This window comes from Ferdinandcohnia sp. FSL W7-1320 (assembly GCF_038050315.1).
Taxonomy (GTDB): domain Bacteria; phylum Bacillota; class Bacilli; order Bacillales; family Bacillaceae_L; genus Ferdinandcohnia; species Ferdinandcohnia aciditolerans.
On record NZ_JBBPAM010000001.1, the window covers coordinates 1,977,313 to 1,991,366 of the forward strand.

At 36.2% G+C, this 14,054-nt stretch carries 13 protein-coding genes and 1 riboswitch; of the genes, 12 read left to right on the forward strand and 1 reads right to left on the reverse strand.

Translation table 11 applies throughout. The features are described 5' to 3' along the window. Positions 1-4: 4 nt before the first annotated feature. From NST91_RS09945 to NST91_RS09990, 10 genes are all read left to right on the forward strand, one after another. On the forward strand, positions 5-1,666 hold the full coding sequence (locus NST91_RS09945) for a cytochrome c biogenesis ResB family protein (protein WP_341331001.1): 1,662 nt from the start codon (positions 5-7) through the stop codon (positions 1,664-1,666). Between the two features lie 2 nt (positions 1,667-1,668). Then, positions 1,669-2,841: a c-type cytochrome biogenesis protein CcsB gene (gene ccsB / locus NST91_RS09950; protein ID WP_341331002.1), complete on the forward strand. Its 1,173-nt coding sequence runs from the start codon at positions 1,669-1,671 to the stop codon at positions 2,839-2,841. A gap of 180 nt (positions 2,842-3,021) precedes the next feature. Continuing rightward, positions 3,022-3,738, forward strand: a complete 717-nt coding sequence (locus NST91_RS09955) for a response regulator transcription factor (RefSeq protein ID WP_341331003.1) — start codon at positions 3,022-3,024, stop codon at positions 3,736-3,738. Next, positions 3,735-5,522 (forward strand): ATP-binding protein, encoded by a 1,788-nt coding sequence (locus tag NST91_RS09960; protein ID WP_341331004.1) that lies wholly within the window; start codon positions 3,735-3,737, stop codon positions 5,520-5,522. The genes NST91_RS09955 and NST91_RS09960 overlap by 4 nt, the downstream gene beginning before the upstream one ends. A gap of 101 nt (positions 5,523-5,623) precedes the next feature. After that, positions 5,624-5,848, forward strand: a riboswitch (cobalamin riboswitch). 352 nt (positions 5,849-6,200) lie between these two features. Next, positions 6,201-6,617, forward strand: coding sequence for a DUF4430 domain-containing protein (locus NST91_RS09965; RefSeq protein WP_341331005.1), 417 nt, complete (start codon positions 6,201-6,203; stop codon positions 6,615-6,617). Next, on the forward strand, positions 6,617-7,120 hold the full coding sequence (locus NST91_RS09970) for an ECF transporter S component (protein WP_341331006.1): 504 nt from the start codon (positions 6,617-6,619) through the stop codon (positions 7,118-7,120). The genes NST91_RS09965 and NST91_RS09970 overlap by 1 nt, the downstream gene beginning before the upstream one ends. A 111-nt stretch (positions 7,121-7,231) precedes the next feature. Further along, on the forward strand, positions 7,232-7,780 hold the full coding sequence (gene sigX / locus NST91_RS09975; RefSeq protein ID WP_341331007.1) for an RNA polymerase sigma factor SigX: 549 nt from the start codon (positions 7,232-7,234) through the stop codon (positions 7,778-7,780). Continuing rightward, positions 7,755-8,990: an RsiX family anti-sigma factor gene (locus tag NST91_RS09980; protein WP_341331008.1), complete on the forward strand. Its 1,236-nt coding sequence runs from the start codon at positions 7,755-7,757 to the stop codon at positions 8,988-8,990. Before sigX ends, NST91_RS09980 begins: the two co-directional genes overlap by 26 nt. 256 nt (positions 8,991-9,246) lie before the next feature. After that, a complete protein-coding gene (locus NST91_RS09985; RefSeq protein WP_341331009.1) occupies positions 9,247-9,948 on the forward strand; it encodes a peptidoglycan DD-metalloendopeptidase family protein in 702 nt (233 codons plus the stop codon). 74 nt (positions 9,949-10,022) lie between these two features. Next, entirely contained in the window at positions 10,023-10,835 is an 813-nt protein-coding gene (locus tag NST91_RS09990) for a histidinol-phosphatase (RefSeq protein ID WP_341331010.1), read from the forward strand. Positions 10,836-10,923: 88 nt separating this feature from the next. On the opposite strand, the gene NST91_RS09995 is transcribed toward NST91_RS09990, so the two are convergent. Next, the gene (locus NST91_RS09995) at positions 10,924-11,172 is read right to left on the reverse strand and encodes a 4Fe-4S domain-containing protein (protein ID WP_077618638.1); all 249 of its coding nucleotides are present in this window, start codon (positions 11,170-11,172) and stop codon (positions 10,924-10,926) included. A 301-nt stretch (positions 11,173-11,473) separates the two neighbouring features. Here NST91_RS09995 and NST91_RS10000 point away from each other — a divergent pair, with 301 nt between their 5' ends. Then, entirely contained in the window at positions 11,474-12,550 is a 1,077-nt protein-coding gene (locus NST91_RS10000) for a YpbB family protein (protein ID WP_341331011.1), read from the forward strand. Continuing rightward, positions 12,540-14,051, forward strand: a complete 1,512-nt coding sequence (locus tag NST91_RS10005) for a RecQ family ATP-dependent DNA helicase (RefSeq protein ID WP_341331012.1) — start codon at positions 12,540-12,542, stop codon at positions 14,049-14,051. Before NST91_RS10000 ends, NST91_RS10005 begins: the two co-directional genes overlap by 11 nt. Positions 14,052-14,054: the final 3 nt, after the last annotated feature.

Below are 14,054 nucleotides of genomic sequence, written 5' to 3' on the forward strand. Positions count from 1 at the left end.
TTTTATGGAAAACGTTAAATGCGAATGTGGGCATGTAAATCCACATGGTACAATTTTTTGTGAGGCTTGTGGTAAACCTGTCCAAAACGAAGAAGAAAAACAGGGTGAAAAAGAGAAAAAGCCATTGCTTGATATGAGGTATGAGGGTAGTGCAAGGCGCTCTCAAACTTATAATAAAACAATCGTTGATAAAATATGGAATTTCTTTTCCTCTGTAAAAGTGGGGATTTGGATCATCGTTGTGCTTCTAATTGCTTCTGCATTAGGGACAATTTATCCGCAAGAATTATACATACCTCCTGCGATGAATCCAGCAGATTTCTATGAACAAGAGTATGGTATCACTGGAAGATTATATTATCAGTTAGGTTTCCACAACCTTTATGGTTCTTGGTGGTATATGATTCTAATTGCAATGCTTGGTATTTCCTTAATTATTTGTAGCATAGACCGTGTAGTACCACTGTATAAAGCATTAAAAAAACAGGGGGTTACACGTCATGAAAGCTTCCTAAAAAGACAACGTGTATATGGAAAAAACACTGTTGAAAATATTGATAAGGACTTTGAAAATGTTAAGGATAAATTAAGGAAGAAACATTATTCTGTCCGTGAAGAAAATGGGAATATTTTAGCCGAAAAGGGTCGTTTTTCTCGATGGGGGCCATATGTAAACCATTGTGGACTTATTCTTTTTCTTATTGGTGCAATGCTCCGTTTTGTACCTGGAATGTACATTGATGAAGTACTCTGGCTTCGTGAGGGAGAAACAGCAAGTGTTCCAGGAACAGATGGGAAATATTACTTAAAGAGTGAACGATTTCTTGTAGAAGTTTACGAGAAGGGCAAAGAAAAAGAAGTATTTGATGAAGCGATTGAACTTGCCGGAAATGCAATGGTAGTTAAAAACTATCAAACAGATGTTACTTTATTCGAACGAACAGATGAAATTATTCCTGGGGTGGAACCAGAATTAAAAGAAGTTAAATCTCATGAAATTCGAGTAAATGAACCATTAAAGCATGACCATTATGCAGTCTACCAAGTTGATTATAAATTAAATGAATTTAGCACGATGTCCTTTACAATGGTAGATAAAGAGACGAACCAGGAATTTGGTTCAATTACAATTAACTTAACAGATCCGCAAGATAAATATGATTTAGGTAATGGATATTCAATCGAGTTAGCAAGCTATTTCCCTGATTTCTATTTTAATGATGAAGGGGAGCCTGCCACAAAAACAAAGATTCCAAATAACCCAGCATTCGTATTTAAAATGTATGCTCCGGATAAACCAGAAGGTGAAATCAGTTTCGTAGCTATTCAGCAAAATATCGAACCTGTGGGTGAGAATAAGTATAAAATGGCTTTTTCTGGTATTGATATGAAGAATGTATCTGGATTAACAGTTAGAAGAGACTTTACTTTATGGTTACTTGCTGTGGGTGGTGCAATCTTTATGATTGGTGTTATTCAAGGATCATACTGGCATCATCGTCGGATCTGGATTCAGCGAAAAAATAATGAAGTTATTGTTGCAGGACATACAAATAAAAACTGGTTTGGTTTGAAAAATGAAATTCGTTATGTTTTGGCCGATACCGGAATCGCCGAACCTATCGATCAAGTTGATGCGAAAAATAAGGAAAGTAAGGAGGGATAAAAATGGCTGAATTAAGTTCAAATTTACTATATGCTGCTTTTATTCTCTATCTTGTGGCAACATTTGTATTTGGTGGAGCGATTCGAGATAAAAAAAGTTCAAATGGATTTAACCGCTGGTCCCATGTCGGAATTTCTATTACAATCATTGGATTTGCTGCACAGTTAGGCTATTTTTTTACAAGATGGATTGCAGCAGGACATGCACCAGTAAGTAACCTATTTGAATTTATTACATTTTTCGGTATGATGCTAGTCCTAGCGTTTATCATTATTTACTTTATATATAAAACAAGTATTTTAGGACTGTTTACTTTACCGATTGCATTATTAGTTATTGCTTATGGAAGTATGTTTTCAAGAGAAATCTCTCCATTAATTCCAGCTTTACAAAGTGACTGGCTCCACATTCACGTTACAACAGCGGCATTAGGGCAAGCAATTCTTTCAATAAGTTTTGTCGCAGGAATCCTTTATCTTTTAAAAGGTGTAGATCAGTCTGTTAAAAGCAAGGAAACATTCTGGTTAGAATTTGTTATGTATACATTAGTTGTTGTTGTTGGATTTGTAGCCATTTCAACTGCATTTGGAGCTATGAAATATGAATCTGTGTTTTCATGGGTCGATAAAGACGGCGTTGAAGCTGAGATGGTATATAAATTACCTGCTTTGGTAGTACCTAATGAAGGCGAATTACTAACAGATGGCAAGTTTTCTAGCGGGATTGAATTACCTGCCTTATTAAGTGCTAGAAAAGTAAATACATTACTTTGGTCAATAATTTCAGGATCTATACTATATGGATTACTTCGTTTGATTTTACGTAAACGAGTAGGTGCAGCTCTACAGCCTTTAACAAGAAAATTAAACCTAGACTTAACGGATGAAATTGGTTACCGTTCAGTAGCAATTGGGTTTCCAGTTTTCACGTTAGGCGCGTTAATTTTTGCAATGATTTGGGCGCAAATTGCATGGACTCGCTTCTGGGGCTGGGATCCCAAAGAAGTATGGGCACTTATTACTTGGCTCTTCTATGCAGCATTTTTACACTTGAGGCTTTCAAAAGGCTGGCATGGTAAAAAATCTGCATGGCTTGCGGTCGTTGGATTCTTCATTATTATGTTTAATACTATATTTGTAAATTTAGTTATCGCTGGATTACACTCATACGCATAAGAAAAGAAGCCTTCATCATGTGATGAAGGTTTTTTATCTAACATTTATTGTGGCGAATTATCGACTTTTCTCTCATTGGATAAACTAGTGTGATATATGTTATAGCAAATTATGAAATTTTTATGTACGATAGTGTTGTAGAGAAATATTCTTTCGGAAAGAAAATGGAGGAATAAGAAAATGGAAAATGAAGCGAAAATTTTAGTTGTCGATGATGAAGAAAGAATTCGTCGTTTACTTAAAATGTATTTAGAAAGAGAAAATTATGTAATTGAAGAAGCGGAGAATGGAAATATTGCCTTAGAAAAGGCTTTGAAAAATGATTATGACCTTATTCTATTAGACCTCATGATGCCAGAAAAAGACGGAATTGAGGTATGCCGCGATTTGCGTGAGAAAAAATCAACTCCAATTATTATGCTTACTGCAAAAGGAGAAGAAGTAAACCGCGTGCAAGGCTTTGAAGTCGGTACTGATGATTATATAGTGAAGCCATTTAGTCCAAGAGAAGTTGTTCTTCGAGTAAAAGCTTTGCTAAGAAGGGCCTCACTTACAACCTATCTTCAAACTGAAACAACTGCTAAAGATGTAATCGTGTTTCCTCATCTAACAATTGATAATGATGCACACCGTGTGCTTGCAGATGGCAAGGAAGTAGGCTTAACACCGAAGGAATACGAACTCTTATGCTTTTTAGCAAAATCACCTGACAAAGTATTTGACCGTGAACAACTATTAAAAGAAGTATGGCATTACGAATTCTTTGGTGATTTGCGTACTGTAGATACACATGTGAAACGCTTGCGTGAAAAGTTAAATAAAGTGTCTCAGGATGCAGCAAAAATGATAGTAACTGTATGGGGCGTAGGTTATAAATTTGAGGTCGGCCAAGAATGAAATTTTGGAGAAGTGTAGTAGGAAAACTATGGGCAACCATTCTTTTACTGTTTTCCTTTGTGTTATTTGTTTTAACAATACTCTTCATGGAGTATTTTGAGAATTACCATATCCAAGAAGCTGAAAGAAGTTTAACTCAACTTGCTGCTAATATTGCTGTTATTATGGAGCAGCATGAGGATAAAAATGTAGCTAGGACCCTTGCGTGGGAGCTTGTGAATGATGAAACAAAGGTTATAATAGCAGCAGACGAAAACACGTTATGGGTATCTCCAGATCGAGCGGCTGTACCCAACATTCCCGTTACAGTTATTACAGAAGACCCAGATCTTAAACGTGTTATTACAAACGATCAAAACGCAAGCAAAAAGATAAAACTAACAGAGAATGAAAAAACTTCACAAGAGCAAAGACAAGAACTATTTGTGGTTGGTGCCCCACTTCACATCGAAAATGATCAGATGGGTGCAGTTTTTCTCTATCAATCCTTAGATGTAGTTCAAAAGACTACCAGGGATACAACTCAATTCATAATATTGGCTGCTGGTATCGGAATTGTCCTAACCACAGTTTTTGCCTTCTTCCTATTAACTCGTATTACAGCTCCGTTACGGAAAATGCGGGAAGCCGCTACTGAAGTAGCTAAAGGGAAATTTGATACAAAGGTTCCTATACTAACTCATGACGAAATTGGCGCTTTAGGAATGGCACTAAACCAAATGGGGAGGCAGTTGAAATATAACATAAATGCCCTTAATCAGGAGAAAGAGCAACTTGCAAGCATATTAAATAGTATGGCGGACGGAGTTATCACTTTAAATCGTGATGGCACGATATTGGTAACAAACCCTCCTGCAGAACGCTTTTTGCAAGCTTGGTATTACCAACAAGGTATGTATCAGGACGTTGGTCAGGAGCTTCCACCAGAGGTCAAGGATTTATTTCAACGTTCCGTTACATTTGAAAAGGAGCAATTTATTGAAATTAGTCTTCAAGGTAGAACATGGGTTATTTTAATGAGTCCGCTTTACAATCAGACGTATATAAGGGGTGCCGTTGCAGTACTTCGCGATATGACGGAGGAAAGACGTTTGGACAAGCTACGTGAAGATTTTATTGCAAATGTTTCTCACGAACTGCGAACTCCGATCGCAATGCTCCAGGGCTATAGTGAAGCAATTATGGATGACATAGCGAGCTCCGAGGAGGAGCGAAAGGAAATTACCAAAGTCATCTATGATGAGTCATTAAGAATGGGTCGACTTGTCAACGAATTATTAGATTTAGCTAGAATGCAATCAGGGAATATTACCTTAAATAAAGAAAAAGTTGATTTCGATACCCTTATTAATCGTGTGATTCGGAAATTTCAAGGTTTAGCTAAGGATAATCAAATAACTCTAACTGCAAAAAAGGTAGACGAAATTGGTGAAATTTATATAGACTCTGATCGCATTGAGCAAGTTTTTACAAACTTAATTGATAATGCGATTAGACATACCGATGAAAATGGTCAGGTTGAAGTACATGTTACTGGTCAAGAAACCTCAATAAAAGTTGATATTAAAGATACAGGTTCTGGTATTCCAGAAGAAGATTTACCTTTTGTATTTGAACGTTTCTATAAAGCGGACAAGGCTAGAACAAGAGGGAAATCTGGTACTGGTTTAGGGCTTGCGATTGTAAAAAACATTGTTAGTGCACACAACGGGAATATATCAGTCCATAGTAAGCTTGGTGAAGGAACGACATTTACATTCGTAATCCCTCGAAAAAGTGAATAATTTGAAAGAACATGGCGAAGATTCTTGTTCCATAAGAAACAATTTCCTTGTAAAATAAAAACTCTTCTTGTAATATAGGGATTGTTAAATAGAAAATTAAATATTTATTGAATCTTAGGTGTCAGAGAATGTAGATATTTCTTTATTCTCTCTAAGACTTAAAAGGGAATCTGGTGTAAATCCAGAACTGCCCCCGCAACTGTAAAAGTGGACGAAATGAGAAAAACCACTGTATGACTGGATGGCAAATGCTGTTCAACATATGGGAAGGACTCAAAGTAGGAAGAAGCTTAAGTCAGTAGACCTGCCTAATTCATTCCTTTTTTAATTCTCCGGGGTGCGGGAATTTGCGTTAAAACACCATGCTTTTTTGTTGTTTTTCTGTTATATCTTCAAAGCTCACCCCAAGGGTGAGCTTTTATTATTTTATTCCGCAGAAGCAAGACACTTCTGCGAAATAAAATAATAGCCTCCGGCGGATAACACGACTTTTCAAAGGAAATTTTCGATCTGTAAGATCAAAGACTAAGAACGCCACATCCTGTGGCAACGTCTTTATGACCCACTTCCTGTGGGCCTAAAACTCGGGCGCAAATACGCCAAGGCGCATTTGATTCGATGTTAGGTGCATAACACACTTATTCATACACATATTTTAACAAAAGGGGAGCTAGAAACATGAAAAAACTATTAGTTTCTTTACTATCATTGGGAATTTTATTTGGATGCAGCAATGCCCCATCTACAAATGAATCTTCCAACAACAAAGCTGAAACTGTAGATAAAGAAGAAGCAGCAGAGATTGTTACAGTCGTTATATCCAAAAACAATGGTGAAGAAATCATTGAAGAAAAAGAAATTAAAATTGAATCAGGAAAAGAAGTTACAGTTATGGACATCATGGAAGCAAACTTTGACGTCGAAACACAATTCGATGGTGCTTTTGTTGCCAGCATTAATGGCGTTGCAGGAAGTGAAGAAGAAAAGACATCATGGTTTTATTCTGTTAATGGTGAAGAAGCTATGGTAGGAGCTAATGAATACAAATTAGAGCCTGAAGATAAGATCGAATTCGATCTCCATAAGTGGGAATAATGAATTTATCCGTTAAAAACTTAACGCTCTTATCGATGCTAATCGCATTGTCCGTTGTAGGTCGTATTACATTTACATTCCTTCCGAATGTTCAGCCTATGACAGCGATTATCGTGATAACTAGCTTATTTTTGGGTCCCATCTATGGTGTGATTGTTGCTGTTTTTGGTTCTATATTAACGAATCTTGTAATGGGAATGGGTTTATGGACTATTGGCCAAATCATAGCATGGGGGATAATTGGGTTAATCAGCGGTGCATTACGAAAGTATCGAGATCGAATTCCTGTCATATTATTAGCCATATATGCAGTATTCTGTGGTTTCTTATATGGCTTTGTCATCTCAATTCCTCTCTATTTATTCTCGGGTAAGTTCTTTGCCTATTACTTAGCTGGATTACCATTTGATATGAGTCATGCAATTGGAAACGGAGTATTTTTTCTCATACTATATCCAATCTTGAGATTACTATTTTTAAAAAATGTAACAATTGCAAAGTAAGGAAGAATATTACCAAAATATTCTTCCTTTTTTTATTAATTCATACTATATTGGGAGTGTAACTTTTTTTATAAAACATTCGACTAATGAAATGAACGGGAGGATTTGCAAATGGATTCCTTGTTTGAGGAACTATATGAAAAGTATCATCACGATGTCTTCTCCTTCTTATTTTATATGGTAAAAAATCGTGAACAAGCTGAAGATCTCGTTCAGGAAGTTTATATAAGAGTTTTAAAATCATATGATAGATTCGAAGGAAAAAGTAGTGAAAAAACATGGTTGTTTTCAATTGCAAGACATGTCGCGATTGATTCGTTCCGGAAACAAAAAGGGTGGAAACAGCGAATAATGGATTCCTTTGATTGGAGTCGTCAAGAGGTAAAAGATTTTGCACCACTTCCGGAAGAAATAGCATTGCAAAATGAACAAGTTCAAATGATGTACCGTTGCTTGGAAAACTGTACAACAGATCAGCGTATGGTACTGATATTACGATATATCCAATCACTTTCGATTGCAGAGACTGCTGAAGCTTTAGGGTGGACGGAGAGTAAAGTCAAGACAACTCAGCACAGAGGTCTAAAGGTATTAAAGAAGTATATGGAGGAATCAGGCGTAAAGGAGGGGATAGATGATGAAAAAATCAAAGTGGAGTGATGAACAACTCGAGCAGATGCTTACGCAAATGCCAGGTGTAAAAGACAAACGGAAGCCACAAGAGATTTATCAAAATATAACCCTTAAAATGAATAAGAAAAAGAGAAAAATGTGGCTTGTCCCTACCCTTGCATCTGCAGCAGCAGCGCTTCTATTATTCATCTTAGCTCCTTCTTTCATTAATAATATGAACAGTTCAAGCTTCGACTCAGCACAAATGGCAAGAGAAAATACAAACATTACTATGGATTCAGAGAATAGAGAAGCATCATCAAAGGACGAATCATTTAGCACATTGCAAAAAGAAGAGGAACCACAACAAGATGAAGAGGCTGGAATATATTCATTTGAGGGACAGCCAAGCAATAGTTACGCTGTAAAAACTGTAGGGGAAAATGAAGTCCTTCTAACATATGGTGTGTATTTGGGCGGTGTAATGTTTCCTTCTGTCGTTTCGGTAATCGTCGATTCTAACGGGGAAAATGTTGTTGAACAATGGCAAAAGACAGTTCCAAGAGTAAATGAAGTTATTCGTAAAAACAAGGAATGGGGCATTGACGAAATATCAAATTCATATTTTGAGGATTTTTCAGAAGTTGTAACGAAAGACAATTCAAAAGCTGTAAGGGTGGACGTAAATAACTCAATTAATACTGAGTCTTTTGCTACTGCTGAAGCTGCAGAATTTTCACATACAATTAGTTCGTTCCGTTATTTGTTAGAAGACTATCAACATGTTGAACTTTTCCAAAATAATCAACAAGGAATTACTATCGGGCAAACGGGTATCATTGAGAATTATATTGATGTTGAAAAAGATACCAAAAAGGCATACCTGTATTATATAAATGATAGTTCAGACCGCAAAATATTAGCTTTAACTTATGAGGATTTTAATACGATTGAACAAGCACTGGAAGCTATGAAAGTGGAGGCTAAACAAGGCGATTATAACCTACATCCACCAATTATATCTGAAATTAAACAAATTAAAGCAGATGGTTCTAATTTAGAAATTCATTTTAGTGATGACTCGGACTTAGAGAATACAGATAATTATATCCTTATGCTAGATGCAATTATGCTAACCGCTAAAGAGTTTAATTTTGAGACTGTTACTTTTTATGGAAATATTGACCAAATTGGTGATGTGAGAATAGGGGAACAGGTACCTGTACCACTCGCACCAAATCTAATTCAATTGCAATAAGAGACACGAAGTTGTCTCTTTTTTTTTTGCTTTAAATATATGATTTGGATAGGTGTAACTAGGCAGCATGACCTTCTTGGTTATGAAAAGTATTACTTTATTTACATAATTTAAGAAAATTTTTCAAATAATGTAAGGGTGTCCCTTATTTGCTTAGTAAATAGAGAAAATGTTAGATAGGGGGTGTCCTTGAATCTAAACATAACGGGTTCACATTTTCATAGTATCTTTGTTCAATATTTTGAGGAGGATCAAAATGTTTGGTAAACGATTTGCGATTGTTGCTATTTTAGCAGTTTGTACAGGATTACTCTTTATGGGAGGACGTAATGTCATCGCACATGAACTACCTAGTAACACCGCAACAGAGGAATGGGCATGGCCAGTCATAGGGAGAATCACTGATACATTCGGAACGAGACAGGGGAATCACAAGGGCTTAGATATCGCTGCTCCACTTGGTGATCACATATATACGGTTGAGGAAGGAATCGTGAAAAAATCATATTACAAGGGTTCATATGGGCATGTCGTTTTTATTGAGCATCCTAATGGATATGAGACAGTGTATGCACATTTAAGTAAGCGAAATGTTCAAGAAGGAGAAAAGGTCGTAAAAGGTCAATTAATTGGTCATATCGGTAGTACGGGCAATTCAACAGGTCCACATTTACATTTTGAAGTACATAATGGAGAATGGAATGCTTCTAGAAATAATGCGATTGACCCTCTTTATATGCTAACCGATGAACAAATTCTAGTTCCTACATTAATGGAATTGGAAAAAGAGGGCGTTGAAGTTTCAAAAAAGCTTGAAACCTATACAGTGAGGGCTGGGGATTCATTATCAGTAATTGCGAATAGGGTAGGTTTATCAGTTGAAGAAATCAAAATGTTAAATCAGTTAACAGATGATTTAATTTTTCCAAATCAAATTTTAATTGTCGAAAAATCCTAAATAATTTTGAGCTTTTCTATTCCCCTATAGTGACAAGTTCATGTATAATAAGAAAAACTTTGGGGGGATTCGTTATGCGAACTGATTATCACAATCATTTAGAGCTTGGAACGCTTGAATTAGACTATTTAATGAAGTTTATTGACGAAGCAAAGGTAAAAAAAATTGACCATTTTGGGATTTCTGAACACGCATATCATTTTTATCAGACAAAAGATATTCTGAGTAATCCTTGGGTTGATGCAAGAAGATATTATGACATGAAGGATTATGTAGATTTATTTAAGCTTGCCTGGAAAAATAATATTGATGTAATGATGTCAATTGAAATGGATTATACACCTGGAAAGCATGCAGAAATGGAAAAATTCATTTCTTCTTATGATTTTGATTATGTAATTGGCTCCATTCATTGGGTTGGCGATTTTGGAATTGACCTTGCGGAGTTCCGTGAAGAATGGGATAAAAGGGATCTACATGATACATATACAAAGTATTATGATCAGGTGATTACATTGGCAGAATCAAACCTATTTGATATTATCGGCCATATTGATCTAGTCAAAATTTTTAAATATATTCCTGAAGATGAGGAGTTTCTCCTGCATCAATTTGATCGTGCAACTACCGCATTAGCGAACTCAAAAACATGCGTTGAAATTAGTACAGCTGGATTACGAAAGCCTATTGGAAAGCTTTATCCAGATCCTCGACTACTGCAAATGTGCTTTAACAAAAACATTCCTATCGTCTTGTCATCAGACGCACATCGACCACAGGATGTAGGAGCAGATTTTGATCAAGCAATTGAACTAGCTAAAAGTGTAGGCTACAAAACCTTAATGACATTTGAAAAAGGGGAACGCATTGAAGTTCCACTCGGATAAACGAACGACAAAAAGCAGGCATTGCCTGCTTTTTGCCATTATAAAAAAAGAACCCTAAAACGAAAGGGTTCTTCTTTTAATATAAGGACTATTCAAATTTTAGTGGATCACCGTCGAATGGCTCGTCGGCTACCTTAATGGAATCCGTTGGGCAACCTTCAAAAGCATCGATCATGTCTTCCTCTAATATTTCTGGAATTTCTACAATTCCTTGGTTATCATCAAGTGTTACAAATGCGATTCCGTCATCATCGTAATCGTAGATGTCAGGTGCAGCTGCACCACATGCACCACATGCGATACAAGTTTCTTTGTCAACAATGGTATACTTTGCCATGTGTACTTTACCTCCCAAAAAATCGTTACATGTATAAAATGTATATTTATAGTAGTTCCCCATCCTACTTCCTAATAGCATGGAAACAGCTTCCTCATACTCATTGTATAGCTGTTCACAAAACTTTTCAATAAAAATATATAGTGAGATTGCTTATTCTAAAGGGGTTTTTCTCGTTTGACAAGCATGTTCATAATTCCACACGAAAACATCCCACTTTTCGTTATTATTTGATAAAATAATAGTAACATTCGTTCGACAATTTTCCATCTATTTCGTCGTTTAAAGGGGGGGAGAAACCGTGAACATTACTTATCGTTCAATCTTAATCTTGTATAGTTTGCATAAACTAGATGGTGAACGCACTGTTTATGGGATTCATCACTTGTTGAACGGTAAAAAATCCTCCCAAACGATTGGGGATGCGAATTTATTTGGTCTCACTCCTTTATTCGGTATTCTAAGGCCGATCGGAAGGGAACAGGTTGAGAAGGAAATACAAATCCTTCGTGAACATGCTCTAATTGAAGAAATAACAGCTTCAAGTAATAAATTTACCATTACATCTCTAGGTGAACGTGTATTAAAAAAGGAATTTGAAAACAAACCGATTCCTCCCCATTTAAATGGTTGGAAGCACAATGAACAATCCATCTTACTATGGCGTAGGCTTTCATTGTTAACGCAGGTATTGTCGAATTTAGTAAATGGGAAAAAACAGTATACTCCTATCCAACAAGAGGATTCAATTGTTGACTGGGTAAAAGGATTCTTAATTAAGTATGGACATACTCGATTTACATTATCAGAAGCCATTTACAATGAGGTTTTGTCGGTCCTTGAAATGGTCACAGAGCTTGAATCAACTATTTTTGTCATGAGGCTGACCAGTTCAGCGAGAATTGGCTATACTATCGATCAGATTAGTTCTTTACTTGGTGAGGATGAAATATGGTGCCAGGTTCTCTTTTTACATACCTTACATACAATCATTCATCATCTTGAAATGAATAGGCACAGTTTCCCTCTTCTAGGTTCTATGATCGAGGCTAATCATCAAGAGGAAGTATTGCTAACAGTTTCAACAAAGAAAACGTATCAATTGCTATTACAGGGTAAAACAATCGATGAAATTGGAATCATTCGAAATCTAAAACGGAATACAATTGAAGATCATATTGTAGAAGTTACACATCAAAAACCTGATTTTTCAATTGACCGTTTCGTTACTCACGAGCATCAGCAGCAGATTTTATCTGTATATAAGACATTAAATGTAAAGCAATTACGACCTTTAAAGGAAAAATTGTCAATTGACATCTCGTATTTTGAAATTAGGCTAGTCCTTGCAAGATTTGGTGGTAAACATGGATCTTAATTTAGTTTTAAAAGAAAAATTTAATCATTCTACGTTCCGAGAAGGGCAAAAGGAAATTATAGAAGATATTTTAGCTGAACATGATGTCATGGCCCTCTTACCAACTGGTGGAGGGAAATCACTGTGTTATCAGCTTCCTGCTCAAATTCTCGATGGTAGTGTACTTATCATTTCACCACTTGTTGCACTTATGGAAGATCAGGTTCTTCAAATAAAAAAAATGGGTGAAAAAAGGGTAATTGCCCTTAACAGTTTTTTATCGATCGAAAGAAAACGTAAGGTTATTTCGAGTTTGCACAACTATAAATATATTTTTGCCTCCCCAGAAATTCTCCAGTCAAAATTTATATTAAATCGATTAAAAGAAATTCGTTTTTCTATGTTTGTGGTGGATGAAGCACATTGTATCTCGCAATGGGGACATGATTTTCGTCCAGACTATTCCCGATTGGGCGAGATTCGCCGTGAAATCGGTTCCCCACCTTGTTTAGCGTTAACCGCTACAGCTACAAAAGAGGTTCTAGGGGATATTAGCAGGACATTAAAATTGAATGACCCGAAAATGCACATCCACTCGATCGATCGACCAAATATTGCAATAATGGTGAAAAAGGTTAATTCGATGGAGGAAAAGAAAGATTTGCTCTTGAATTATCTAAAAGATTTGCAAGGGCCAGGAATTATTTATTTTTCAAGTCGACTATGGGCCGAAAATATTGCCCAATTTTTAAAAGATGAAGGCTTTGACCGAGTTGCTTATTATCATGGTGGAATGGAACAGGAAAAAAGAATGTTGATCCAGGAGCAATTTTTAAATAATCAACTATCCATTATTTGTTGCACAAATGCATTTGGGATGGGTGTGAATAAGTCTGATATCCGATTTGTCATTCACTTCCATTACCCTTCACAAGTAGAGGCATATTTACAGGAAATGGGGCGTGCTGGCAGGGACGGAAAATCAAGTATTGCAATACTACTTCATAGTGAACTTGACAGAGAAATACCTGAAGTCTTACTTAAATATGAGTTTCCAACGAAAGAACAAACTCATCAAATAATCGAATACATTAATAATGAGATACAATCAAAAGGGAAATTTACAAATACAAAATCGGTTGAAGAGTATTTTTATTCAACATTCGGTGTGTCTGAAGTTCAATGGCGATTTATTCAATTTTACCTGGAAATAGATGATGGTATGGAGTACGAACTCAACACTCAGCAGAAAGTTGAAATTATAGAGGAAGCTGCAAATAAACGATATTCATACAAGTACAGCAAACTTAAACTGATGGAGAGATGGTTAGAGACTCAGGGATGTCGAAGGGAAGCTATTTTATCTTACTTCGATGAAAGCCTAAAAATGAGACCATCATCTTGCTGTGATTTATGCGGAATTGACTTAGAACTGTACAAACGAAGCGGTAAAGAAGTAAGTGGGTGGGAGCTACCATCTTGGAGACAAGAATTGCATCGTATCTTCCATAGAAATGGGTGAAAA

Bases quoted from the DNA above. Each gene is read 5' to 3' on its own strand.
- NST91_RS09945 (WP_341331001.1), top strand. From the start codon at position 5: ATGGAAAACGTTAAATGCGAATGTGGGCATGTAAATCCACATGGTACA.
- ccsB (WP_341331002.1), top strand. From the start codon at position 1,669: ATGGCTGAATTAAGTTCAAATTTACTATATGCTGCTTTTATTCTCTAT.
- NST91_RS09955 (WP_341331003.1), top strand. From the start codon at position 3,022: ATGGAAAATGAAGCGAAAATTTTAGTTGTCGATGATGAAGAAAGAATT.
- NST91_RS09960 (WP_341331004.1), top strand. From the start codon at position 3,735: ATGAAATTTTGGAGAAGTGTAGTAGGAAAACTATGGGCAACCATTCTT.
- NST91_RS09965 (WP_341331005.1), top strand. From the start codon at position 6,201: ATGAAAAAACTATTAGTTTCTTTACTATCATTGGGAATTTTATTTGGA.
- NST91_RS09970 (WP_341331006.1), top strand. From the start codon at position 6,617: ATGAATTTATCCGTTAAAAACTTAACGCTCTTATCGATGCTAATCGCA.
- sigX (WP_341331007.1), top strand. From the start codon at position 7,232: ATGGATTCCTTGTTTGAGGAACTATATGAAAAGTATCATCACGATGTC.
- NST91_RS09980 (WP_341331008.1), top strand. From the start codon at position 7,755: ATGATGAAAAAATCAAAGTGGAGTGATGAACAACTCGAGCAGATGCTT.
- NST91_RS09985 (WP_341331009.1), top strand. From the start codon at position 9,247: ATGTTTGGTAAACGATTTGCGATTGTTGCTATTTTAGCAGTTTGTACA.
- NST91_RS09990 (WP_341331010.1), top strand. From the start codon at position 10,023: ATGCGAACTGATTATCACAATCATTTAGAGCTTGGAACGCTTGAATTA.
- NST91_RS09995 (WP_077618638.1), bottom strand. From the start codon at position 11,172: ATGGCAAAGTATACCATTGTTGACAAAGAAACTTGTATCGCATGTGGT.
- NST91_RS10005 (WP_341331012.1), top strand. From the start codon at position 12,540: ATGGATCTTAATTTAGTTTTAAAAGAAAAATTTAATCATTCTACGTTC.